Raw genomic sequence first — 24,673 nt, forward strand, 5'->3', positions numbered from 1 at the left:
CATGCACCGTCACATGGTCCCGGGTGCCGGGGCGGCAACAATGCCGTCGTGGTCGGATCCATGGGGTGTATGGAGGCCTAACCCGATTCAGGAGTCATCCATGGCACAAGTCAATATGCGTGACCTGCTCAAGGCAGGCGCTCACTTCGGTCACCAGACCCGTTACTGGAATCCGAAGATGAGCAAGTACATCTTCGGCGCACGCAACAAGATCCACATCATCAACCTCGAGCACACGCTGCCGGCGCTGAACGACGCGCTCGCCGTGATCGAGAAGATGGTAGCGTCCAACAACAAGATCCTGTTCGTCGGCACCAAGCGCGCCGCCAGCAAGATCGTCAAGGAAGAGGCGCGCCGCGCCGGCCAGCCGTTCGTCAACCATCGCTGGTTGGGCGGCATGCTGACGAACTTCAAGACCATTCGCGTGTCGATCAAGCGCCTGCGCGAACTTGAAGCCATGCACGAAGATGGCACGTTCGAGAAGCTGACCAAGAAAGAAGTCCTGATGGCGACCCGCGAGCAAGACAAGCTCGAGCGCAGCGTCGGCGGTATCAAGGACATGGGCGGCCTCCCCGACGCGCTGTTCGTGATCGATGTCGATCATGAGCGCATCGCGATCAACGAAGCCAACAAGTTGGGCATTCCGGTCATCGGTGTCGTCGATACCAACTCCAATCCGGACGGTGTCGACTACGTGATTCCGGGCAACGACGACTCCATTCGCGCTCTCCAGATCTATACTCAGGCCGTTGCCGACGCCTGCGTGCAGGCCAAGGGCAACAGCGCTAGCGAGTTCGTCGAAGTGACCGACGAGGCAAGCGAAGCAAACGAAGCCGCCGCCGAGTGATGGTGGCGTGTCCGTGCTGACGCTCGCAAGCGAGCGACGAAAACCAAGCAGCCCGTGGTCGCGGGTCGGCGCGGACATAAAGGGGGCTATGAGCCCCCTTTTCACCGTCCGGATGCACGGACGGTGAACCCTGAAGACATTCTTCATTCAAAGGAAATGCTGGTCGAGTGTCGTGCGTGCAGGTCACGCCAAGCCACGCTCAAGCCGTGCCGGCGACGAGGCAGCGTTTCCACCAGACGTCGAACCACATTCAGAGGTATTTACCATGGCAGCTATCAGCGCATCTTTGGTCAAGGAACTGCGCGAGCGCACTGGCCTTGGCATGATGGAGTGCAAGAAAGCGCTTACCGAAGCTGACGGTGACATCGAAACCGCCATCGAAAACCTGCGCAAGAACTCCGGCCTGAAAGCGGCCAAGAAAGCCGATCGTACGGCCGCCGAAGGGGCCGTGGTGACGCGTGTCGCCGACGATGGCTCTTACGGTGTCATGCTCGAGGTCAACTCCGAGACTGATTTCGTGGCCCGCGATGACAACTTCATCGCCTTCGCCGACCAGGTCATCTCCCGGGTCTTTGAGACCAAGAGCGATGACGTGGAAAGCCTGATGGAAGGGGAACTGGAAACAGCGCGCGAGCAGCTGGTGCAGAAGATCGGCGAAAACATCAGCGTGCGTCGCGCGGTGGTCGTCGATGCCCCGGCAGGCGGCGTCGTGGGTGCCTATGTGCACGGTAGCCGTATCGGCGTGCTGACCGTTCTCAGCGGTGGCAACGCCGACGTGGCCAAGGACATTGCCATGCACGTCGCGGCGATCAACCCGAGCGTGTCGCACCCGGAAGACATGCCCCAGGCGGAGTTGGACAGCGAAAAGGCGATCATCCTGGCGCAGCCGGACATGGCCGGCAAGCCGGCGGAAATCGCCGAGAAGATGGTCCAGGGTCGCCTGAAGAAGTACCTGGCCGAGAACAGCCTGACCCAGCAGCCTTTCGTCAAGGACCCTAACCAGACCGTGGCCGAATACGTGAAGGCCGCCGGTGGCGAAATGGTCAGCTTCACTCGTTTCGAAGTGGGCGAAGGCATCGAGAAGGAAGAAGTCGACTTCGCTCAGGAAGTCATGGAACAGGCGCGTCGCAGCTAAGCTGCCATGTGCCTGTGCTGTCGATGGCGTGCGCGGATGCGCACGCCATCGCGTATCCGGCCGTCGCTCGGCCGAGTCGTTCCCACCGCCGATACAGTCCGCTGAGACGAGGAGAGTCCGAATGTCTGTTCCCACCGATCGTAACGCCACTTCCCAGGAGCGTAACGAGAAGTCGAAGTACAAGCGCATTCTGTTGAAACTGTCCGGCGAAGCCCTGACGGGCGAGCATGATTTCGGGATCGACCCCAAGGTGCTCGATCGCATGGCGCTGGAAATCGGCCAACTGGTCGGGATCGGTGTCCAGGTGGGGATCGTGGTTGGCGGCGGTAATTTGTTTCGTGGGGCGGCGCTACACGCGGCGGGCATGGAGCGTGTCACCGGCGATCACATGGGTATGCTGGCGACTGTCATGAACGCTTTGGCAATGCGTGATGCCCTGGAACGTTCCAATATCCGCTCGCGGGTCATGTCGGCGATTCCCATGAGCGGTGTCGTCGAACATTATGATCGGCGTACCGCCATTCGTTACCTGACCTCGGGCGACGTGGTGATCTTCTCCGCCGGAACCGGCAATCCGTTCTTCACCACCGACTCGGCGGCCTGCCTGCGTGGCATCGAGATCGATGCCAATGTGGTGCTCAAGGCCACCAAGGTGGATGGTGTTTACAACAAGGATCCGGTCAAGCACAGCGATGCCACCAAGTATGAGCGCCTAACCTATGATGAAGTGCTCGATCAGAAGCTCGGCGTGATGGATTTGACCGCCATCTGTTTGGTGCGGGACCATGACATGCCGGTGCGCGTGTTCGATATGACTAAGCCGGGTGCCTTGCTCAATCTCGTGGTAGGGGGCAAGGAAGGAACGTTGGTAGATAGAGGCTGAAACCGTGATCAAAGACATTAAGAAAGACGCCGACGCGCGCATGAAGAAAAGCGTCGAGTCGTTGAACGCCAATTTCCACAAGATCCGTACCGGGCGCGCTCACCCTAGCCTGCTGGATGCGGTTCACGTGGACTATTATGGTGCCGACATGCCGCTCAATCAGGTAGCCAGCGTCAATGTGGAAGACGCCCGGACTCTGGCGGTAGTGCCTTGGGAAAAGAGCATGGTGCCCAAGGTCGAGAAGGCCATCATGACCTCTGATCTGGGGCTCAACCCGGCGGCAGCCGGCAATGTGATCCGCGTCCCCCTGCCGCCGCTGACCGAGGAAACGCGGCGCAATTACATCAAGCAAGCGCGTGGTGAGGCGGAAAACACGCGTGTCGCGATTCGCAATGTGCGGCGCGATGCTAACGGTGATCTCAAGGCGCTCCTCAAGGAGAAAGAGATCACCGAGGACGATGAACATCAGGCCATCGATGAGATCCAGAAGCTGACCGACAAGTATGTCGCCGAGATCGATAAGCTTCTGGAAACCAAGGAACATGACCTGCTGCAGGTCTGAGAGGTGACCGGCGGGATGCGTTCCGTCGATCTCCATGATACGGGATCCCATGACCTCACAGCCGTTTTCTCCACCCCGTGCGGGCGAGCTGCCACGCCACGTGGCGGTCATCATGGACGGTAACAATCGCTGGGCGCGTGCGCGTGGGCTGTCCGGCATCCGCGGACATCGCGCGGGTGTCGAGTCGGTGCGTGCAGTGATCCGTCGGGCCGCCGAGCGTGGCATCGATACACTGACCTTGTTTGCCTTCTCCAGCGAGAACTGGAAACGCCCCGCTTCCGAGGTCAACGCGCTGATGGAACTGTTTCTGATCGCACTCAAGCGCGAGGTAAAAAAGCTTCACGGCCACGGCATTCGCCTGTCGGTGATCGGCCGGCGCGAGGAATTCTCTGCGTCCATCCAGCAATATATCGAGCGTGCCGAGACCCTGACCCGTGACAATCAGGGCCTTCACCTGGTGATCGCGGCCAATTATGGCGGTCGCTGGGACATTACTCGTGCCGCGCGACGGTTGGCGGAGCAGGTCTCGGCGGGGGAGTTGGCCCCCGATGCTATCGACGAGGAAGCGCTGGGAGCTGAAATCAGCCTGGCCGATGAAGCACCCGTCGACCTGTGCATCCGCACCAGCGGCGAGCAACGGGTTTCTAACTTTTTGTTGTGGCAACTGGCCTACGCGGAATTCTATTTCACTCCCGAGCTGTGGCCGGATTTCGGTGCCGAGGCATTCGATGCCGCACTGAGCGCCTACAAAGAGCGCAAGCGCCGTTTCGGCATGTCTCCGGAACAAGTCGAGGCGCATGGTGCTTAGGCAACGTATTCTGACTGCGTTGGTTCTGGCGCCATTGGCACTGCTCGGTTTGTTCGGGCTTTCCGGGCTTCCTTTCGCCTTGTTTACGGGTGCGATCGTGCTGATCGGTGCCTGGGAATGGGCCAACCTAGCGGGTTTCGAGCGCCAACTGCCGCGTCTTGCCTTCGTCGCCGCCTGTGCCGTGGCGATGTTTCTTCTATGGCTGAGCGGCGCTGTGCATCAACCCTGGCCGTTGTGGTTGGGTATGTTGGGCTGGCTGGCCAATCTTTATTGGGTGGTTCGTTACCCTCGGCGTCATGAGCAATGGCAAAGCTGCACGGTGCGCCTGGGCATGGGTTTGTGGGTGTTGTTACCGTGCTGGATCGGCTTCGTGCAGTTGCGCGGCGACGGTGCGGCGTGGCTGCTGTTCGTGCTGTTGCTGGTCTGGGTGGCGGATATCGGCGCCTACTTCGCGGGTCGTGCGTTCGGGCGCCGCAAACTGGCCGTACACGTTAGCCCCGGGAAATCCTGGGAAGGCGTCTATGGCGGCATGGTGGCCGTGGCGGTGCTGGCCCTGATCTTCGCGCAGTGGCAGGGGGCGGCCGGCAGTGAGGCGCTGTGGCTGATGGTCCTGTCGCTGCCGGTGGTGCTGATATCGGTGCTGGGCGATTTGTTCGAAAGCATGCTCAAGCGCCAGCGCGGCTTGAAGGACTCGAGCCACTTGCTGCCCGGACACGGTGGTGTGCTCGATCGCATCGACAGCTTGACCGCCGCGATTCCGCTTTTCGTATTGTTGCGCCCTTGGTTGGGCTGAGGTGACGCATGGAATATGCCGATAGCGCTCGGATACAGCGTGTGACCGTGCTCGGAGCCACCGGCTCCATCGGCAAGAGCACCCTCGATGTCATTGCCCGTCATCCCCAACGTTATCGGCTGCATGCCTTGACCGCTTACCGTTCGCGCGAGGTATTGCGCGATCAATGCCTGGCGCATCGTCCCGATGTCGCGGTACTTGGCGAGGAGCGCGATGCTGCCTGGTTGCGTGAGGCTCTCGCCGAGGCCGGCATCGATACCCAGGTGCGCGCCGGGGAGGCGGCATTGTCGGAGGTGGCCGGAAGCGCCGATAGCGACGTGGTGATGGCCGCGATCATGGGGGCGGCCGGCTTGATGCCGACGTTGGCTGCGGTACGTGCCGGAAAGCGCGTCCTGCTCGCCAACAAGGAGGCCCTGGTGATGTCCGGCTCGCTGTTCATGGAGGCCGTCGAACGTCATGGCGCGGTATTGTTGCCCATCGATTCTGAACATAATGCCATTTATCAGTGTCTACCCACCGAGCACCGTGGCGGGTTGGCATGGCATGGCGTGACACAGTTGCTGTTGACTGCGTCTGGTGGCCCCTTTCGCGATTGGTCTCAAGCGCAACTGAAGGCGGTAACCCCGGAGCAGGCGTGTGCACATCCCAACTGGTCGATGGGGCGCAAGATCTCGGTGGATAGTGCCACCTTGATGAACAAGGGGCTCGAACTGATCGAGGCATGCTGGCTGTTCGATGCGCGGCCGGAGCAGATCCAGGTCGTCGTGCATCCGCAAAGCGTCGTTCACTCCATGGCTGCCTATAGTGACGGTTCGGTGATCGCGCAGTTGGGCAATCCCGATATGCGTACACCGATTGCCTATGGGCTGGCCTGGCCCGAGCGCATCGACGCCGGTGTGGCGCCTCTGGACCTGTTTCAGGTGGCGCGGCTCGATTTCGAGGCGCCCGATGAAGCACGCTTCCCCTGCCTGCGTCTCGCCCGTGAGGCGATGGCGGCGGGCGGTACCGCCCCGGCCACGCTGAATGCCGCCAATGAAGTGGCGGTGGAGGCGTTTCTTGACGCACGGTTGGAATTTGAAGGAATTCCGCGTCTCGTGGCAGCGGTCTGTGAGGCCTGTGAGGTACATTCGGCGCATGAGTTGAGCGCGGTGCTGGCTGCGGACGAGACGGCGCGGCGCGAGGCCGAACGGCAATTGACGCGGTTCACGTCATGATGCACAGGTTCGGCAAGCCGCAAGTAAGAGGGCGACTCCATGGGCATGATTGAGAATCTGCTGGCGGTCATCGTGGTGCTGGGGGTGTTGATCACCTTCCACGAGTACGGCCATTTCTGGGTCGCACGGCGTTGTGGCGTCAAGGTGCTGCGCTTCTCGGTGGGCTTTGGCAAGCCGCTGTGGTCACGTGTCGATCGCCATGGCACAGAGTTCGCCGTGGCCGCGATTCCGCTGGGTGGCTACGTCAAGATGCTCGACGAGCGTGAGGGCCCGGTGGCACCGGAGGAGCAGGCGCAGGCATTCAATCGCAAGAGTGTCTGGGCGCGCATCGCCATCGTATCGGCTGGACCGTTGGCAAACTTTTTGCTCGCCTTCGTCGCCTACTGGGCGCTGTTCGTCTATGGCACGACCACGGTGGCGCCGGTGATCGGCGATATCGCCGCGGACTCACCGGCCGCTCGTGGCGGCTTGCAGACCGGTCAGGAAATCGTGTCCGTCGAGGGTGAGCGCACGCCTTCCTGGGGCGACGTCAATCTCGAATTAATAGCGGCCATTGGCGCCAATGGCGCGCTCGAGATGACTACGCGAACGTCCGAGGGCGCCACGCCGCAGCAGCATCAGGTCCCGGTCGGCGGTTGGCTGGTGGGTCAGAGCCCACCACGGCCGCTAGCCTCATTGGGCGTGACGCCATGGCGCCCGGAGCTGCCCGCCGTGCTGGGGGAGGTGCTGGATGATGGCCGTGCCCAGCAGGCCGGGCTGCAGAGTGGAGACCGCATCGTCAGCGTCGATGGTGTCGCTGTCGAGGACTGGATGGATTTCGTCGAACGAGTCCGTGACAACCCCGGCAAGACGCTTGCGTTGCGAGTAGAGCGTGATGGCGAGCGTCGTGACGTGACACTGACGCCGGCTTCGCGCGAGCGAGAGGATGGTTCGGCGATGGGGTATATCGGTGCGGGAGTGCAAGCCACCGAATGGCCCGAGCGTTATCGCCGCGAGATTCGTTTCGGCCCACTGGCCGCTGTCGGTGAGGCGATCAGCAAGACGGGTGAGATGAGCTTGCTCACGCTGGATTCGATCCGCAAGATGTTGGTGGGACTGATCTCGCCTTCCAATCTATCGGGGCCGGTGACGATCGCGCGTATTGCGGGTGATTCTGCGCGCGAGGGCGTGGAAAGTTTCATCAGCTTCCTGGCCTATTTGTCGATCAGTCTGGGGGTACTCAACCTCTTGCCGATTCCCGTGCTCGACGGCGGTCATCTGGTTTACTACTTGATCGAGGCGGTTCGGGGAAGGCCGGTGCCAGAGGCGGTGCAAGCCTTCGGGTTGCGCATCGGCGTCGCCCTGGTCGGCTCGTTGATGTTGATGGCGTTGTATTTCGATTTGATGCGCCTTTAGGTGCGGCCGGCGGCCGTAAGGATGAGCGACCCGGGTGTTACTGCGAAGCGGGGTACGACCTTGCCAGTCGCCCAGGGAAATGTATAAGGTGCCTGTTCCATGAGCGGGCGGACTCGAGAGAAGCGAATCGACTGCATGAAGATCAAGACCATCGGATTGGCGGCCCTGCTGATGACCACAGCTCCCGCAGCACTGGCGGCCCCCTTCGAGATTTCAGACATTCGCGTGGAGGGGCTGCAGCGCGTTTCGCCGGCATCGGTATTCAATGCCTTTCCGGTGAGTGCCCACGAGACGGTCGATGACCGCGAACTGGCTGAAGCGTCGCAGCAGCTTTTCGACACCGGCCTGTTCGACGATATCGAGCTTTTACGCGACGGTGATGTTTTGATCGTCAATGTGGACGAACGCCCCACGATTGCCTCCATCGAGCTCGAGGGCAACTCCCAGGTATCCGATGAGGACCTGCGCAAAGGTATGACCGACGCCGGTCTCGATGAAGGTCAGGTGCTGCAGCGTTCGACACTCGATGAAGTGCAGCGTCAACTGGAGCGACTCTACCAATCTCAGGGGCGTTATAGTGCGAGCATCGATACACGTATCGAGAAGCTCGACAACAATCGCGTAAAGGTTCATATCGAGATCAATGAAGGGGCCGTTGCCAAAATTCACCAGATCAACGTCGTTGGTAATCAGGATTTCGATGACGAAACCTTGCGCGAACTGTTCGCGTTGGAAGACAAGCCGGGCTGGTTCTTTGGCTGGTTTTCCGACGATGAATACTCGCGTGACAAGCTTTCTGGCGACCTGGAAACGCTGCGCTCATTCTATCTGGATCGCGGCTATGTGAACTTCAAAATCACCTCGTCGCAGGTATCGATCAGCCCCGATAAGTCCGATATTTTCATCACCATCAACGTCGATGAGGGCAAGCGCTACAGGCTTGATGAGATCCGCTTCGCCGGCGACTTGAAGATCGCCGAGAGCGAGGCGCGTGAGCTGGTGACCGCCAAACCCGGCGAGTATTACTCGCAAAGCGCGATGACCGCATCCGCCGAGGCCTTGCGCAAGCGTCTCGGGGCCGAAGGGTTCGCCTTCGCCGAGGTCAATAGCGTCCCCGAGGTCGACGCTGGCGGTGATACCGTTGATGTGACCTTCCAGGTGAAGCCGGGGCAGCGTGCCTATGTGCGGCGGATCAACTTCGAAGGCAATACCACGACCCAAGATGAAGTGCTCCGCCGTGAGATAGTGCAGATGGAGGGCGCGCCAGCGTCTACTGACCAGATCAGCCAGTCGCGTGAGCGCCTGCAGCGCCTCGGGTTCTTCCGCACGGTCGACGTCGAAACGCGGCCTGTCGCCGATCAACCCGATCAGCTCGATGTCACCTATACCGTCGAAGAGCAGCCCTCTGGCTCGGTCTCGGCGAGTCTGGGGTATTCGCAGAGCGCCGGGGTCATCTATGGGGCGTCGTTGTCTCAGAGCAACTTCCTGGGGACCGGTAACCGCGTCAACATCAACGCGCAAAAGGGTGATTACTTCACCAATCTCAACTTCGGATACACTGACCCCTACTGGACGCTGGATGGCATTTCGCGTGGCTATAATGTGTATTACCGCGAAACCAATTACGAAGATTTCGACGATGTGTCGACGTATTCTTCCGACAAGCTCGGCGGCAGCATCAACTTCGGGTATCCGATCAACGAGCTGTCGCGTCTCAACTTCGGTGTCGGTGTCGAGGATCTGTCGCTCGACACCTACCGCGATACGCCAGCCGAAATCATTCAGTACACGCGAGACGAGGGCGAAGACTTCCTGAACTACAAGCTCACCGCCCGCTGGACGCGCAATAACCTCAATCGCGGCATCATGCCCACCGACGGCAGCTATCAGCAACTGTCGCTGGAGGCTGCAATGCCGGGGAGCGATACGCAGTATTACAAGACCCGCTACGAAGGCAAGAAGCTGTTTGAGTTTCGTCCCGGCTGGTCGCTCAAGTTCAGTACCAATATCGGTTACGCGAACACCGTCGGCAACGATGCCTATCCGTTTTACGAGAACTTCTACGCCGGGGGGCTGGGCTCGGTGCGCGGCTTTTCCAGCAACACGCTGGGGCCGAATACCACGCCGCGTAACGGTGGCGACGACGATACTCTGGGCGGTAACGTGCTCGTCGAGGGCTCGGCCGAGTTGATCTATCCGTTCCCCTGGGTCGAGGATCGTCGCTCGTTGCAGACCAGTGTCTTCTTCGATGCCGGCAACACCTATCTGACCGACTGCTACGATGTGCCGGATGATTATAGTTCTAGCTGCAGCAGTGGCGTTGACATGGGTAGCTTGCGCTACAGCGTCGGGCTGGGCTTATCTTGGCTGACCCCGGTGGGGCCGTTGACCTTCAGTGTCGCCAAGCCGTTGAGCGACGAAGAAGGCGACGATACGCAGGTCTTTCAATTCTCGCTGGGTCAGACTTTCTAAAGTGGGCTGACGTAGCGGCATGTACTAAGTGCGGTGGCGAGACCGCCGCGCCGAGTAACCATAACGAATCAAGGAGGGGTGTGATGCGCAAATTGACGGGTGCCCTATGTCTTGGGGTGATGAGTGTGTTGTCCATGCCGGCCATGGCGACCGAGGTAGGCGTGCTTGACTGGCGTCAGGCGCTGCTGAATTCGGACGCCGCTCAGCGCTCGATGAACGAACTCAAGAATCAGATTAGTTCCCAGCAGCAGCGCGCGCAGTCACTGAGTCAGGAACTCCAGCAACTGCAGCAGAAGCTCCAGCAAGATGGTGCGGTGATGTCCGAATCCGAACGCACCAGCACACAGCAGGAATTGCGCAAGAAAGGCGCTGAGTTCCAGCAGCTGCGCCAGCAGATTCAGCGCACACAGCAGCAAAAGGAACAGGCGTTCATGAAGTCGGCCAAGCCCAAGCTTGACCGCGCCATCGAGCAGGTCGTCGAGCAGCATGACCTGGACCTCGTGGTGGATCGCGATGCCGTGGTGTACTCCAAGGAGGGCCTGGACGTCACCAAAGAAGTCACCCGCATCTTTAACTCGCTCAACTGAGCCCATGGGCGCCGATGGCGCCCCATGGCTAGCGGCTCCAAGCGCACATGAAGACCCTTATCCCTTGCGCCTTCACGCTCGGCGAACTGGCCGAACGTATCAAGGCCCGCTTGGTCGGCGACAGCGACCACCGTGTCACCGGCCTAGCTACGTTGCTTGATGCGGGACCGAATGATATTACGTTCCTGGCCAACAAGACCTATCTCAAACACTTGCCTGAGACGCATGCGGCTGCCGTGCTGGTGCACCCCGCGCATGGTGCCGAGGCGCCTTGCGCGCGCCTCGAGCTCGATAATCCCTATCTTGGTTACGCTGAACTGTCACGCTTGTTCGACCCGTTGGCTGGGCAAGCGATGGAAGGCGTGCATCCCAGTGCGGTGGTCGCCGAGAGCGCGCAGCTCGGTGCCCGTGTATCGGTTGGCCCCCAGTGCGTGATCGAATCCGGTGCCGTCATCGGCGACGGTTGCGTGATCGGTGCCGGCTGTATCGTCGGGGCGGATAGCGAGGTCGGCGCCGATACCCGGTTACATGCCAATGTCACTCTCTATCACGGTGTGAGCGTCGGGCGACGGGCTATCCTGCACAGCGGCTGCGTGATCGGGGCCGATGGTTTCGGTTTCGCCCACGATGGCCACGGCTGGCACAAGATCGCTCAGCTCGGCGGCGTCATCGTGGGCGACGACGTCGAAATCGGCAGTTGCTCGAGCATTGACCGCGGTGCGCTGGGCGATACCTTGATCGGCAACGATGTCAAGATCGACAGCCAGGTGCAGATCGCGCATAACGTGCAGATCGGTGATCATAGCGCCCTGGCGGGATGCGTGGGAATCGCTGGGTCGACTCGCGTGGGGCGTCACTGCATGCTGGGCGGTGGCGTGGGTCTCTCGGGACACCTGACGATTTGTGATGGCGTTCAGGTCACCGGTATGAGTCTTGTCACCAACTCCATTCATGAGCCCGGCGTTTATTCCTCGGGAACGGGCGCCATGCCCAATGCTTTGTGGCGCAAGAGCGCGGTGCGCTTCAAGCAACTCGACGATCTCGCCAAGCGTCTGACGCGCCTGGAGCGGGATGCCTCGGATGCTGGTAAAGGCTGAAGGCTGCCAGCGAGGGGCCGGGTCTGTATAATCCTCGCCCCATCCAGGTAGGCGGAGTACTCCGCCCTTGTGTGCCTGCCTTCACGGCAGGCACTTCGTTATTTCAGAGGTTGTATCGATGGTAATGGACATCAACGAGATCCGTGAGTATCTGCCGCATCGTTATCCGTTTCTGCTGGTGGATCGCGTCACGGAGATCACGGTTGGCGAATCGATCATCGCCTACAAGAATGTCAGCATCAACGAGCCGTTTTTCAATGGGCATTTTCCGCATCACCCGATCATGCCTGGCGTGCTGATTATCGAGGCGATGGCACAGTCATGCGGTATTCTGGGTTTCAAGACCGTTAACAAGATGCCTGCCGACGGCTATGTCTATTATCTAGTAGGAAGCGATAACGTACGCTTCAAGCGTCCGGTGATGCCGGGCGACCAACTGCGTCTGGAAGCCAATGTCATCAGGGGCAAACGCGGGATCTGGAAATTCGCCTGTCGTGCTACGGTCGACGGCGAGCTAGCCTGCGAAGCTGAGATCATCTGTGCCGAGAGGAAAGTCGCTTGATTCATTCCACCGCCATCGTCGACCCCAGTGCGCGTGTGTCTGATGACGTCGACATCGGCCCGTTCTGCGTGATTGGTCCCGAAGTGGAAATCGGGGAAGGCACGGTGATCGGTCCGCACGTGGTGCTCAAGGGACCCACGCGCCTGGGGAAGCGCAATCGGATCTTTCAGTTCGCCTCCGTGGGCGAGGATTGCCAGGATAAGAAGTACGCTGGAGAACCCACTCGTCTGGAAATGGGCGATGATAATGTCGTGCGCGAAGGCGTGACCCTGCACCGCGGCACGATACAGGACAAGGAAGCGACCATCATCGGCTCGCGCAACCTCTTCATGGCTTATGCGCACGTCGGCCATGACTGCGTGATCGGTGATGATTGCATTCTCGCCAATCAGGCGACCTTGGCCGGGCATGTCACTATCGGTGATCATGCCATCCTAGGTGGACTCTCGGCGATCCATCAGTTCTGCCATATCGGCACCCATGCCATGTGTGGCGGCGGGTCGATCATCACCAAGGACGTCCCGGCCTACGTTATCGTCAATGGCAACCCGGCGCAGGCCCATGGGCTCAACCTGGTGGGACTCAAGCGTCGTGGTTTCTCGCGCGAGGCTCTGCGCGCGTTGGGCGATGCCTATCGCGCCGTCTACCGCCAGGGCCTGACCATGGAGCAAGCGCTGGAACGTCTCGAGAACGATTTCGACAGTCCCGAAGTCGCGACGTTCCTGGCGTCGCTTAAGGATTCCCAGCGCGGCATCACGCGCTGAACGAGGCACGTCATGCGTATCTACCTGGTCGCGGGAGAGCTGTCGGGCGATATCCTCGGCGCCGGTCTGATGCAGGCGCTGAAGCGTCGCCGTCCCGACGCCGAGTTTCGCGGTATCGGCGGCCCACGCATGCTCGCCGAAGGCTTGCATTCGCTGTATCCGCTGGAGACGCTCTCGGTCATGGGGCTGGTCGAGGTGCTCAAGCACCTGCCGGGGCTGATCAAGGTCCGGCGTCATTTGCGGCGTGACGCCCTGGCCTGGGAGCCGGACGCGATGATCGGCATCGATGCGCCCGACTTCAACCTGGGGCTCGAACGTCAATTGCGTGACACCGGCATTCCCACCGCGCATTACGTCAGCCCCTCTGTCTGGGCGTGGCGCCAGGGCCGGGTGAAGTCCATCGCCCAGTCGGTCGATGCCATGCTCACCTTCCTGCCCTTCGAGGCGGCCTTCTACGCGCGTCATGACGTGCCGGTGGCCTTCGTCGGGCATCCGCTGGCCGATGAACTACCGCTGGATAACGATCGCCAGGCGGCCCGCGCGGCACTGGGGGTGTCGTCCACGGCACCGCTTCTGGCTGTATTACCGGGTTCACGCGGCAACGAGATCCGCTTTTTGGGGCCGACGTTTCTGGATAGCGTCGCCTGGCTGCGGGAGCGCATCCCCGCCTTGCAGGTGATCGTACCGGCAGCGTCCCCGGCGCGTCGCGAAGAACTCGAGGCGCTGCTGGCCGAACACCCGGTGCGCGATATCGTCGTCCTGTGCGACGGCGAATCACGTCAGGCGATGACTGCTGCCGATGCGGTGCTGCTCGCGTCTGGCACCGCCGCGCTCGAGGCCATGCTCTGTCATCGTCCCATGGTGGTGGCTTACAAGATGGCGCCTGCCACGCACTGGCTGGCCAAACGGATGGTCAAGACCGACTGGATCTCGCTGCCCAATCTTATTGCCCAGGAGACGCTGGTGCCCGAGCTTGTGCAGGACGCTGCCAGCCATGAGGCGATCGGTGCGGCGCTGCTCGAGTGGCTCGGCGACGACGCCAAGCGCCAGGCGATGGAGACGCGTTTTGCCGACTGGCACGCCACACTCCAACGCGGCGCCAGCGAACGGGCCGCCGAGGCCATCGAGAGCCTGATCACACACGGCCGTTTACCATCACAGGAGGAGAACACATGACGGGGCTGCCGCCGTTGGTGATCGATTATCAGGGCACATGTCTCGCGGGCGTCGATGAAGTGGGGCGCGGCCCACTGGTAGGTAGCGTGGTGGCGGCGGCGGTGATTCTCGACCCGGCGCGTCCCATTGAAGGGCTGGCCGATTCCAAGACCCTCAGCGAAAAACGCCGTCTAGTCTTGACCGAAGCCATTCACCAACACGCGATGGCCTTCGCGGTAGGCGAAGCGTCGCCCGCCGAGATCGATACTCTCAACATCTACCACGCGACGCATTTGGCCATGCGGCGTGCCATCGACGCGCTGCCGGTGGCGGCAGAATATCTGCTGGTGGACGGCAATCGGATGCCGGGGCACCATTTGCCAGGGCAATGTGTGGTAAAGGGCGACCAGCGCCATGCCGCCATCGGCGCCGCCTCGATTCTGGCCAAGGTGACGCGCGATGCCCAGATGCTCGCCCTGCACGAGCGCCATCCCGAGTATGGGTTTGCGCGCCACAAGGGCTATCCTACCCGTGAGCATCGCGAGGCGCTCGAGCGCCTGGGGCCGCTCGAAGAGCATCGCCGCTCGTTTGCGCCGGTCAAGCAGTTGCCGCTGGTGTAGCGCCAGATTACGTCGTTACCCAATTCATTCAGGAAGGTGTCGCCCGTGCGGCATCGTCCGTTTCGTCTCAAGAGCTCGTCATGACTACGCCTTTCGTTCATCTGCGCGTGCATAGTGAATATTCCTTGGTCGATGGCCTAGTGCGCTTGAAGCCACTGATCGAAGCGACGGCCGAGGGCGGCATGCCTGCCGTGGCCGTGACCGACGATTCCAATCTGTTCGGTTTGGTCAAGGCCTACAAGGGCACGCAGGGCGCAGGGCTCAAGCCGATCATCGGCGCCGACCTGTGGATGGAAAACCCACATGACGAGGCGCATCCTTACCGCGTTACGCTGCTGGCGATGGATAACGACGGTTATCGCCATCTCACCGAACTGATCTCGCGGGGCTGGAGCGAGGGGCAGCAGCGTGGCCAGGGTATCCTCAAGAAGGAATGGATTTTCGAGCGCAGTGCGGGACTGATCGCGCTCTCCGGGGCTCGCGAGGGAGAGATCGGACGTTACCTGCTGACCGAGCACGGCCAGGCGGCGCGCGAGTTGTGCGATGCCTGGAACGCTGCCTTTCCGGGGCGGTTCTATCTGGAGGTCCAGCGTACCGGCCGCGAGCACGACGAGGAGTGCCTGCATCTGTCGGTGGCCCTGGCGGCCGAGACCGAGACGCCGGTGGTGGCGACCAACGACGTGCGCTTCCTGACCCGTGAGGACTACTGGGCCCACGAGACGCGGGTGGCGATCGGCGAGGGCAAGGCGCTCGACGATCCCAGGCGCGAGCGCCGCTACAGCGAAGAGCAGTACCTGAAGAGCCCGCAGGAAATGGCCGAGCTGTTCGCCGATCTTCCCGAGGCGCTGGAAAACAGCGTGATGATTGCCGCGCGCTGTAACGTCGACGTGCCGCTGGGTGAAATCTTCCTGCCCGAGTACCCGGTGCCGGAGGGCATGAGCATGGAGAGCTTCTTCCGCAAGATCTCCCATGACGGCCTCACCGAACGGCTCGAGAAGCTCTTTACCGGCGAGATGCCGATCTACCCCGGGCGCGATCTCGCCGAGCATGAGGGGGCCTATCGTGAGCGGCTCGACTTCGAGCTCAATATCATCCTCGAGATGGGCTTCCCCGGGTACTTCCTGATCGTCATGGACTTCATCCAGTGGGCCAAGGACAACGATATCCCGGTGGGGCCGGGGCGTGGTTCCGGGGCCGGCTCGCTGGTTGCCTATGCGCTCAAGATCACCGACCTCGACCCGCTCGAGTACGACCTGCTGTTCGAGCGCTTCCTCAACCCCGAGCGCGTGTCGATGCCCGACTTCGATGTCGACTTCTGCATGGAAAAGCGCGACCGGGTCATCGAATACGTGGCCAGTCGTTACGGGCGTGATGCCGTCTCGCAGATCGTGACCTTCGGTACCATGGCCGCCAAGGCCGTGGTCCGCGACGTGGCCCGCGCCCAGGGCAAGCCGTATTCGATGGGCGACAAACTGTCCAAGCTGATCCCCTTCGAGGTCGGCATGACCTTGTCCAAGGCCATCGAGCAGGAACCGGCGCTCAAGGAGTACCTGGACAACGACGAGGAATCCCAGGAAATCTGGGACATGGCGCTCAAGCTCGAGGGCATCACGCGCGGCACCGGCAAGCACGCCGGGGGGGTGGTGATTGCGCCCACCAAGCTGACCGATTTCTCGCCACTGCTGTGTGAAGAGGACGGCAGCGGGCTCGTGGTGCAGTACGACAAGAACGACATCGAGGAAGCCGGGCTGGTCAAGTTCGACTTTCTGGGGTTGCGCACGCTGACGATCATCGACTGGGCGTTGGAGATGGTCGATACGGTGCGCGCCCGCGAAGGGCAGGGGCCGTTGGATATCGCCTCGATCCCGCTGGATGACGTGCCCACCTTCGATATGCTCAAGAAGGCCGAGACCACGGCGGTCTTCCAGCTCGAATCGCGCGGCATGAAGGAGCTGATCAAGCGCCTGCAGCCCGACTCGCTGGAGGACATGATTGCCTTGGTGGCGTTGTTCCGCCCCGGGCCGCTGCAATCCGGCATGGTCGATGACTTCATCAACCGCAAGCATGGCCGTGCCGAGGTCGCCTACCCGCATCCGGAGTACCAGCACGAGCTGCTCAAGCCGGTGCTCGGCCCCACCTACGGCATCATCCTCTATCAAGAGCAGGTGATGCAGATCGCTCAGGTGATAGCGGGTTACAGCCTGGGCCAGGCGGATATGCTGCGGCGTGCCATGGGCAAGAAGAAGCCCGAGGAAATGGCCAAGCAGCGCGCCGGCTTCATGGAAGGGTGCGCCGCCAACGGTATCGACAAGGATCTGGCCGGCAACCTCTTCGACCTGGTGGAGAAATTCGCCGGTTACGGGTTCAACAAGTCACACTCGGCAGCCTACGGACTGGTCTCGTATCAGACGGCGTGGCTCAAGGCGCATTATCCCGCGCCCTTCATGGCGGCGGTGTTGTCCACTGAAATGGATAACCTCGATAAGGTCGTGCCGCTGATCGAGGAATGCCGTAAGCAGGGGCTGACGGTCACGCCGCCGGACGTCAACATCGGCAGCTACAAGTTCACCGTCGACGAGCAGAACCGGGTCGTCTATGGCCTGGGCGCGATTCGCGGCGTCGGTGAAGGACCCATCGGCGCGATCGTCGAGGCGCGCGAGGCCGACGGTGCCTTTGACGACCTGTTCGATTTCTGTCGCCGAGTCGATGCCAAGCGTCTCAACAAGCGTACCCTGGAGGCATTGATCCGCTCCGGTGCGCTGGACAACCTGGGGCCGACCCGAGCGGTGTTGATGGCGTCGCTGGATGCCGCGCTCAAGGCGGCGTCGCAGAGCAATGCCAATGCCAGCGCGGGGATGATCGACATGTTCGGCGATGCCTTCGTCGAACCGGAAAGCGGCGATGTCTACGCCGACTATCACCATGTCCGGGAATGGACCGACAAGGAGCGCCTGGCCGGTGAAAAGGACACCTTGGGCCTCTATCTGACCGGCCACCCCATCGACGAGTATGAAATCGAGCTTAAGCGTTTCGTGTCGACGCGCATCGTCGATCTGAAACCCCAGCGCGGCGAATCGCAGCGTGTCGCCGGACTCGTGGTGGCCATGCGCACCATGAAATCCAAGCGTGGCGACACCATGGCGTTCATTACCCTGGACGACCGTACCGGGCGCATCGAAGCCTCGCTGTTCGGTGAGATGTACGAGCAGATGCGTGGCAAGCTCGGTGCCGACGACGTCCTGATCATCGAAGGCGAAGTGAGCACCGATGATTATTCGGGCGGCCTGCGCCTGCGTGGCAAGGAAGTGACGCCGATGATCGATGCGCGCACGCGCTATGGCGAGGCCGTGGAACTCTCCGTGGACGGCGCGCGTCTCAATGGACGTTTCGCGCGACATCTGCACGATAACCTGACGCGGTGGCGCGATCCCAAGGGCCTGCCGGTGCGCGTGCGCTACCGTAACCCCCAGGCCAGCGGCGTGCTGGAACTGGGCGACCCCTGGCGGGTGGCGCCCAGCGACGATCTGCTCATCGCCCTACGCGAGGTGGAGGGTCAGGAGGCGGTTACGTTGCGTTATCGTGGGTGAATCCGCTATCGCTGGCGATGGCACTTGGCGCGAGGTGTCTTGCGTGCTGCGTTCAGGGTGCGATAATGCCGGTTTACGGCCGGTTGGCGCCATGCCCTGTCCGTCACAGCGTCGCCTTGCGCGGCATCGGACGTGCGGCCCCGGGCTGCCCCAGACCACAAAGTAGACGTTCTATGAATCCCAACTACCTGGACTTTGAACAGCCGATCGCCGAGCTGGAATCCAAGATCGATGAGCTACGCTTGGTCGGTAACGACAGCCATATCAGCTTGAGCGAAGAAATCGGCAAGCTTGAAGACAAGAATCGCAAGCTCACCGAATCGATCTTCCGTGATCTCAGCGCCTGGCAGGTATCGCAGCTCTCGCGTCATCCCCAGCGTCCTTACACGCTGGATTACCTCGACAGCCTGTTCGAGGATTTCGACGAGTTGCATGGCGATCGTCACTTCGCCGATGACGCCGCCATCGTGGGCGGCGTGGCACGCCTCGATGAAAAACCGGTGATGGTCATCGGTCATCAGAAGGGGCGCGACGTCAAGGAGAAGGTGCGACGCAACTTCGGCATGCCGCGCCCGGAAGGCTATCGCAAGGCGTGCCGGCTGATGGAAATGGCCGAACGCTTCAAGATGCCGGTATTGACCTTCATCGACACCCCAGGCGCTTATCCCGGGATCGACGCTGAGGAGCGCGGCCAGAGCGAAGCCATTGCCTACAACCTGGCGGTCATGTCGCGCCTCAAGACGCCGATCATCTCGACCGTTGTGGGCGAGGGCGGCTCCGGCGGGGCATTGGCGATCGGTGTTTGCGATGAACTGCAGATGCTGCAGTATTCGACTTATGCGGTGATTTCCCCCGAGGGTTGCGCCTCGATCTTGTGGAAGAGCGCCGAAAAGGCTTCCGAGGCGGCGCAAGCGATGGGGATTACCGCCGAGCGCCTCAAGGAACTGGGCTTCGTCGATACCCTGATCAAAGAACCGCTGGGGGGCGCGCACCGCAACCCTCAGAAGATGGCCGATAGCATCAAGGACGCCCTCGGCGCTAGCCTCGAGCGAATGGAAGCCATGGAGACGGATGATCTGCTGTCGCGTCGCTATGCGCGTCTGATGAGCTATGGCGCGCCCCAATAACGCACGGTCGATTCCCGAAGCCCTTGTCGAAGACGCCCTGGTGATGACCTCGCCGGGGCGTTGCGTTTGGGTCGCGCTATCCGGCGGCCTGGACTCCTCGTTGATGCTGACGCTGGCGGTGGCGGCGTGTCGTCGACATCCACGGCGGCTCTATGCGTTGCACGTCAATCATGACCTGCAACCGGCCGCCGAGGATTTCGAGCGGCATTGTCGGGCGCTCTGCTCCCGCCTGGGTGTACCCCTCTTCGTCGAGCACGTCACGGTGGCGCGCGGTGAGCGTGGCCTCGAGGCCAATGCCCGTGAGGTGCGGCTCGCGGCATATGCGTGCCGTGTCGCACCGGGAGACACACTGCTGCTGGCGCAGCATGCCGACGATCAGGCCGAAGGCCTGTTGCTGGCGGGGATGCGGAGTAGTGGCTTACGTGGCATGGCCGGCATGCCTGAGAGACGCGAGTGGCAGGGGCGTTTCATGGTCCGGCCGTGGCTGTCCGTGACGCGCGCGACGCTGGAGCGCGAAGCCGCGACACGCGATCTGAGTTGGGTCGAGGATCCGTCCAACGCCGACGAGCGCTTCGATCGCAACTATCTACGCCACACGGTCATGCCGGCGCTGGCGGCACGCTGGCCGGGTGCGGCGACATCGCTGGCACGCACTGCCGAGCAACTCGGCGAGAGCGATGCGCTGCTGGAGGAACTGGCCGAGGACACCTTGCAGGCGTTAGGAGGCGAAGCATCTTGCCTGTCGGTCGCGCGCCTCGTGGCACTCTCCCGGCCTCGCCAGCGCTTGCTGGTACGCCATGCCTGTCGGCGGCTCTCCCTGCCTACGCCGCCGCGCGCGAGGCTCGAAAGTCTGCTCGATCAATTGCAGGCCCGCGACGATGCCCAGGTATGCCTGACATGGCCGGGTGCGCAGGCCAGGCGCTGGCGAGGGCATCTCTATCTGCTGGCACCGCTGGGTGCCCCACCGATGGCGGATATTTCCCTGGCCTGGGATGGTTGCTCGCCCCTGGAGACGCCGCTGGGTCCGCTGGCGTGGCAACTGCTTCCCGATCCACTGCGTGATGTCAGCCTCACCCTGTGTTTGCGCCGGGGCGGCGAGACGCTGCGTTTGCCAGGGCGCGGGCGGCGCGATCTCAAGCGCTTGCTGCAGGAGCACCACGTGCCGCCGTGGCAGCGCGAGCGCCTATGGCTGGCCTGGGAAGGCGACACCCTGGTCGGCGTACTCGGCGTAGTCGCCGCCGAAGGCTGGCGGTTGGTGCCGATGCCCAAGGACGCCGACTCGGCTAAGCGTCGATAACCAGCGCAAAGCCGGCACTACGTTGATAGCGCACCTCCTGCTCGAGGTCGGCCATCAGCAGCGATTGATCATTGTCCTCGCCGAGCCCCAGTCGCAGCGTGTCGCCATCGGTCTCGAGGCGGGCGTCAAGGACGGGGTGCTCGGGGCGCGAATGATTGAGCGCCACCGCTAGGCGTAATAGGCGTGCCAGTCGTGTATAGGCGGGTCGCAAGGAGGCCGGGAGGGCATCGAGCTCCTTGCCGGGAAACTTGCGTCGATGGGCGCGCACCAAAAAAGCCAGGGCCTGTTGCTCGGGGCGTGAAAATCCGGCCAAGTCGGAGTTTTCAAGTAGATAGGCGCCGTGGCGATGAAACTGGCTGTGCGAGACGGCCAAACCGATTTCGTGCAGTTCGGCTGCCCAGGCCAGGAACTGGCGTTGTTCCTGATTCAACGACCAATGATCGGCGACCTGCGTGACCAGATGATCGGCCGTGGCGCGCACGTTGTTTGCCTGACGCGTGTCGACGTCGAAACGTCGGCGCAGCGTGATGAGCGCCGAGGCTCGGGAATCCTCGGCGGTGTTGCGACCTAGAAGGTCGTAGAGCACGCCTTCGCGTAGGGCGCCGTCCGAATAGCGCATGCCTTCGAGCTCGAAGGCTTCGAAGATGGCGCATAGAATCGCCACCCCCGCCGGGAATACCCGTGCCCGGTCGCTTTTGAGTCCTTCCATGGCGACCTTGTCGAGTTTCTTGCACTTCAGCAGTCGGCTGCGCAGGTTCTTCAGCCCCTGGCGCGTTATCATGCCTTCCGGTGCATCGCCGCTCGCGGCTTGCACGGCGGCGATGGCCTTGATGGTGCCGCTCGAGCCGACCGGATCCTGCCAGCCGAGTGTTTGATAGGAACGGCGAATGTTGGCCAGCTCGGAAAGCGCAGCAAGCTCGGCCTTGCGAAAAGCCTTCTCGGTGATGTCTCCACTGGCGAAGAAGCGTTGCGTATAGGCCACGCAGCCCATGTGCAGGCTTTCCAACGCCAGCGGTTCGAAGCGCTCGCCGATGATGAGCTCGGTGGAGCCGCCGCCGATGTCGACGATGAGCCGGCGCCCGTGGACCTCGGCCAGCGCATGCGCGGCGCCCAGATAGATCAAGCGGGCTTCCTCACGGCCGGCGATGATCTCGATGGGGTGGCCGATCAGCGCCTCGGCGCGGTCGATCAGCGTCTGGCGGTTATGTGCCGCGCGCAATGCATTGGTGCCGACGATGCGCACGTCGTGGGCTTCCAGGCCGTTCAGGTAAGGTGCAAAACGCTCTAGGCAGGCGAGAGCGCGCTGCATGGCCGCTTCATCGAGCTGCTCCTCGGCGTCGAGTCCGGCCGCCAGCTGGACCTTTTCGCCGAGCTTGGCGACGACCTGAAGCTGACCGGCGTAATGATTGGCCACCAGCAAGTGAAAGCTGTTCGAGCCCAGGTCGATGGCGGCGAGACGCCGGGGTGCCGGGTGGCGACTGCTCATGCGAGGATCCTTTTCACAGAAGTATGGCAAGGTTGCGGGGCTGTCCGAGGCTTGTCAATTGTCGCCATGCAGCGTCCAATGAGAGGCGATGAAGAGGCCGAATGTTCAGGGGAGTGCGCATGTCCGAGCGAATTTTCGAAGTGGCGGACGATACCTTCGAGGCCCGCGTGCTGGACGCGGTCACGCCCACCTTGGTGGCCTTCGTGGCGTCCTGGTGCGGCCCCTGCACCGAATTGCGCCCGCGCCTGTCTGCGCTTGCCAGCGCACGCGATACCTTGCAGGTCGCGTTTTGCGATGTCGATCTCAATGCGGCCACGGCCCGCAAGTACGGTGTGCGTGGTATGCCGACACTGGCGCTGTTTACCGACGCGGGGCTGGATACCATGCGCGTGGGGGCGCTGTCCTCTTCTCAGCTCGAGACATGGCTCGACCACCAGCTGACGAATTGAGACACCTGCCTCGCAGGGAACCATCATGTGCGGCGACTCGATTTTGCGCTCCGCGATGATGCATGAGAAAAGTGGGCTTGCGTTTGGCTGGCGCCTTGACTACCATCGAGTCGTTCGCCTGTTCCGAATGCTTCCTGACCGTCACGCGGCATTGCCGTCGCGGTCCTCCAAGTCGTCAGATCGCCCCAAGTATTCTTGTCTCGCCAAGCCTCCCGATCAGGAGCTGGGCATGGCGCCAGGCGACGCGAACCGAATCTCTCAATACCGTTTTTCGCCAACCCCTCGCGCGGCGATGCCTTGAGGCATGAAAGCGACGAGTGGAAAGGATTTCCTGGGGCCCTCTGAACGCACCGCGCGGCGCATGACCGCCTCCTGTCTTTTGTCCGGCAATCCCATTGCCTCGCCGACACGAGCAATCTCTGACGAAACCGATGAATCTTACCGAACTCAAGCAAAAAACCGTTCCCGAACTGCTGGATATTGCCCGGGAAATGGGCATCGACAATCTGGCGCGTTCGCGTAAACAAGACATCATCTTCGCCATTCTCAAGAAGCATGCGAAAAGTGGTGAAGACATTTATGGCGATGGGGTGCTGGAAATCCTGCAGGATGGCTTCGGCTTTCTTCGCAGCGCTGACAGCTCCTATCTGGCCGGCCCCGATGACATCTATGTCTCGCCGTCGCAGATCCGTCGCTTCAACCTGCGCAAAGGCGACAGTATCGCCGGCAAGATTCGGCCACCGAAGGAGGGGGAGCGTTATTTCGCGCTGCTCAAGGTCAGTCAGATCAACTTCGATCGGCCCGAAAATGCCAAGCACAAGATCCTGTTCGAGAATCTGACGCCGCTGTTCCCACAGGAACGCATGGTGATGGAAATCGGCAATGGATCGACGGAGGACCTGACCTCACGGGTGATCGATCTCACGTCGCCCATCGGCAAGGGTCAGCGTGGTCTGCTCGTGTCGCCGCCCAAAGCGGGCAAGACGCTGATGCTGCAAAACATCGCGACGTCGATCACGCGCAACAATCCCGAGTGTCATCTGATCGTGCTGCTCATCGACGAGCGCCCCGAAGAGGTCACCGAGATGTCGCGCACCGTGCGTGGCGAAGTCGTGGCCTCGACCTTCGATGAACCGCCCGCGCGTCACGTTCAGGTTGCCGAGATGGTCATCGAGAAGGCCAAGCGCCTGGTCGAGCACAAGAAGGACGTGGTCATTCTGCTCGATTCCATTACCCGCTTGGCACGCGCCTATAACACCGTGGTGCCGTCCTCCGGCAAAGTGCTTACCGGCGGTGTCGACGCTCACGCGCTGGAGAAGCCCAAGCGTTTCTTCGGCGCCGCGCGCAACATCGAAGAAGGCGGCAGTTTGACCATCATCGCCACCGCGCTGGTCGATACCGGCTCCAAGATGGACGAAGTCATCTTCGAGGAGTTCAAGGGTACCGGCAACATGGAAGCGCACCTCGACCGCAAGCTGGCCGAGAAGCGGGTCTATCCGGCGCTCAATATCCGCCGCAGCGGCACGCGCCGCGAGGACCTCATCGCCTCCGAGGAAGAGATGCAGCGCATGTGGATTCTGCGCAAGCTGCTCAACCCCATGGATGATGTGGCGGCGACGGAGTTCTTGATCGACCGCTTGAAGGATACCAAGACTAACCTGGAATTCTTCGAGGCCATGAAGCGACGCTGATCCGGTGCTATTGCGCTCACGCAGACGGTGTTGAATCCTCCTTCGGCATGCTCATGTACAAACGCGTACACTCCGCTGCCTCAGTCGGATTCGCCTTGTCTGCGTGTCGCTCATGACGCACCTGCTGGCTGCGGCCAGCTCT

Annotated in this window: 21 protein-coding genes; 20 read left to right on the forward strand and 1 reads right to left on the reverse strand. The window is 61.8% G+C overall.

Translation table 11 applies throughout. From position 1 onward, the window contains the following. Window positions 1-100: 100 nt before the first annotated feature. The 18 genes from rpsB to tilS all read left to right on the forward strand — a co-directional run bounded on the left by rpsB (window position 101) and on the right by tilS (window position 20,905). Entirely contained in the window at window positions 101-847 is a 747-nt protein-coding gene (gene rpsB / locus RVY79_RS14780; RefSeq protein WP_133695761.1) for a 30S ribosomal protein S2, read from the forward strand. Window positions 848-1,112: 265 nt separating this feature from the next. Then, window positions 1,113-1,982, forward strand: coding sequence for a translation elongation factor Ts (tsf, locus tag RVY79_RS14785; RefSeq protein ID WP_317465152.1), 870 nt, complete (start codon window positions 1,113-1,115; stop codon window positions 1,980-1,982). Window positions 1,983-2,103: 121 nt separating this feature from the next. Then, the gene (gene pyrH, locus RVY79_RS14790) at window positions 2,104-2,865 is read left to right on the forward strand and encodes a UMP kinase (RefSeq protein ID WP_317465153.1); all 762 of its coding nucleotides are present in this window, start codon (window positions 2,104-2,106) and stop codon (window positions 2,863-2,865) included. Between the two features lie 4 nt (window positions 2,866-2,869). Continuing rightward, a complete protein-coding gene (gene frr, locus RVY79_RS14795; RefSeq protein WP_317465155.1) occupies window positions 2,870-3,427 on the forward strand; it encodes a ribosome recycling factor in 558 nt (185 codons plus the stop codon). A 49-nt stretch (window positions 3,428-3,476) separates the two neighbouring features. Continuing rightward, complete coding sequence (gene uppS, locus RVY79_RS14800) at window positions 3,477-4,235, forward strand: polyprenyl diphosphate synthase (RefSeq protein WP_317465156.1); 759 nt, start codon at window positions 3,477-3,479, stop codon at window positions 4,233-4,235. Then, complete coding sequence (locus RVY79_RS14805; RefSeq protein WP_317465211.1) at window positions 4,228-5,028, forward strand: phosphatidate cytidylyltransferase; 801 nt, start codon at window positions 4,228-4,230, stop codon at window positions 5,026-5,028. Before uppS ends, RVY79_RS14805 begins: the two co-directional genes overlap by 8 nt. 8 nt (window positions 5,029-5,036) lie before the next feature. Further along, a complete protein-coding gene (ispC, locus tag RVY79_RS14810; protein ID WP_317465158.1) occupies window positions 5,037-6,242 on the forward strand; it encodes a 1-deoxy-D-xylulose-5-phosphate reductoisomerase in 1,206 nt (401 codons plus the stop codon). Between the two features lie 39 nt (window positions 6,243-6,281). Then, entirely contained in the window at window positions 6,282-7,637 is a 1,356-nt protein-coding gene (gene rseP, locus RVY79_RS14815) for a sigma E protease regulator RseP (RefSeq protein ID WP_317465160.1), read from the forward strand. A gap of 135 nt (window positions 7,638-7,772) precedes the next feature. Next, on the forward strand, window positions 7,773-10,109 hold the full coding sequence (gene bamA / locus RVY79_RS14820) for an outer membrane protein assembly factor BamA (protein WP_317465162.1): 2,337 nt from the start codon (window positions 7,773-7,775) through the stop codon (window positions 10,107-10,109). A gap of 83 nt (window positions 10,110-10,192) precedes the next feature. Then, window positions 10,193-10,696, forward strand: coding sequence for an OmpH family outer membrane protein (locus RVY79_RS14825; RefSeq protein ID WP_317465163.1), 504 nt, complete (start codon window positions 10,193-10,195; stop codon window positions 10,694-10,696). Between the two features lie 47 nt (window positions 10,697-10,743). Next, window positions 10,744-11,793 (forward strand): UDP-3-O-(3-hydroxymyristoyl)glucosamine N-acyltransferase, encoded by a 1,050-nt coding sequence (gene lpxD / locus RVY79_RS14830; RefSeq protein ID WP_317465164.1) that lies wholly within the window; start codon window positions 10,744-10,746, stop codon window positions 11,791-11,793. Between the two features lie 118 nt (window positions 11,794-11,911). After that, complete coding sequence (gene fabZ / locus RVY79_RS14835; protein ID WP_317465165.1) at window positions 11,912-12,355, forward strand: 3-hydroxyacyl-ACP dehydratase FabZ; 444 nt, start codon at window positions 11,912-11,914, stop codon at window positions 12,353-12,355. Further along, window positions 12,352-13,119, forward strand: a complete 768-nt coding sequence (gene lpxA, locus RVY79_RS14840) for an acyl-ACP--UDP-N-acetylglucosamine O-acyltransferase (RefSeq protein WP_317465166.1) — start codon at window positions 12,352-12,354, stop codon at window positions 13,117-13,119. Before fabZ ends, lpxA begins: the two co-directional genes overlap by 4 nt. Window positions 13,120-13,131: 12 nt before the next feature. Beyond that, window positions 13,132-14,295: a lipid-A-disaccharide synthase gene (gene lpxB / locus RVY79_RS14845; protein WP_317465167.1), complete on the forward strand. Its 1,164-nt coding sequence runs from the start codon at window positions 13,132-13,134 to the stop codon at window positions 14,293-14,295. After that, window positions 14,292-14,894: a ribonuclease HII gene (gene rnhB, locus RVY79_RS14850; protein ID WP_317465169.1), complete on the forward strand. Its 603-nt coding sequence runs from the start codon at window positions 14,292-14,294 to the stop codon at window positions 14,892-14,894. The genes lpxB and rnhB overlap by 4 nt, the downstream gene beginning before the upstream one ends. Window positions 14,895-14,974: 80 nt before the next feature. Beyond that, window positions 14,975-18,481 carry a DNA polymerase III subunit alpha gene (gene dnaE, locus RVY79_RS14855; RefSeq protein ID WP_317465171.1) on the forward strand — a complete coding sequence of 1,169 codons (3,507 nt, stop codon included), beginning with the start codon at window positions 14,975-14,977 and terminating at the stop codon, window positions 18,479-18,481. 173 nt (window positions 18,482-18,654) lie between these two features. Then, window positions 18,655-19,608 (forward strand): acetyl-CoA carboxylase carboxyl transferase subunit alpha, encoded by a 954-nt coding sequence (locus tag RVY79_RS14860; protein WP_317465172.1) that lies wholly within the window; start codon window positions 18,655-18,657, stop codon window positions 19,606-19,608. Further along, entirely contained in the window at window positions 19,592-20,905 is a 1,314-nt protein-coding gene (gene tilS, locus RVY79_RS14865) for a tRNA lysidine(34) synthetase TilS (RefSeq protein WP_317465174.1), read from the forward strand. The genes RVY79_RS14860 and tilS overlap by 17 nt, the downstream gene beginning before the upstream one ends. On the opposite strand, the gene ppx is transcribed toward tilS, so the two are convergent. Continuing rightward, the gene (ppx, locus tag RVY79_RS14870; RefSeq protein ID WP_317465175.1) at window positions 20,892-22,391 is read right to left on the reverse strand and encodes an exopolyphosphatase; all 1,500 of its coding nucleotides are present in this window, start codon (window positions 22,389-22,391) and stop codon (window positions 20,892-20,894) included. The genes tilS and ppx overlap by 14 nt on opposite strands. Window positions 22,392-22,510: 119 nt before the next feature. Here ppx and RVY79_RS14875 point away from each other — a divergent pair, with 119 nt between their 5' ends. Next, window positions 22,511-22,840 carry a thioredoxin family protein gene (locus tag RVY79_RS14875; protein ID WP_317465177.1) on the forward strand — a complete coding sequence of 110 codons (330 nt, stop codon included), beginning with the start codon at window positions 22,511-22,513 and terminating at the stop codon, window positions 22,838-22,840. A 431-nt stretch (window positions 22,841-23,271) separates the two neighbouring features. Further along, window positions 23,272-24,531, forward strand: a complete 1,260-nt coding sequence (rho, locus tag RVY79_RS14880; RefSeq protein ID WP_178998501.1) for a transcription termination factor Rho — start codon at window positions 23,272-23,274, stop codon at window positions 24,529-24,531. Window positions 24,532-24,673: the final 142 nt, after the last annotated feature.

Source organism: Chromohalobacter sp. HP20-39, assembly GCF_033052815.1.
Classification (GTDB): Bacteria; Pseudomonadota; Gammaproteobacteria; order Pseudomonadales; family Halomonadaceae; genus Chromohalobacter.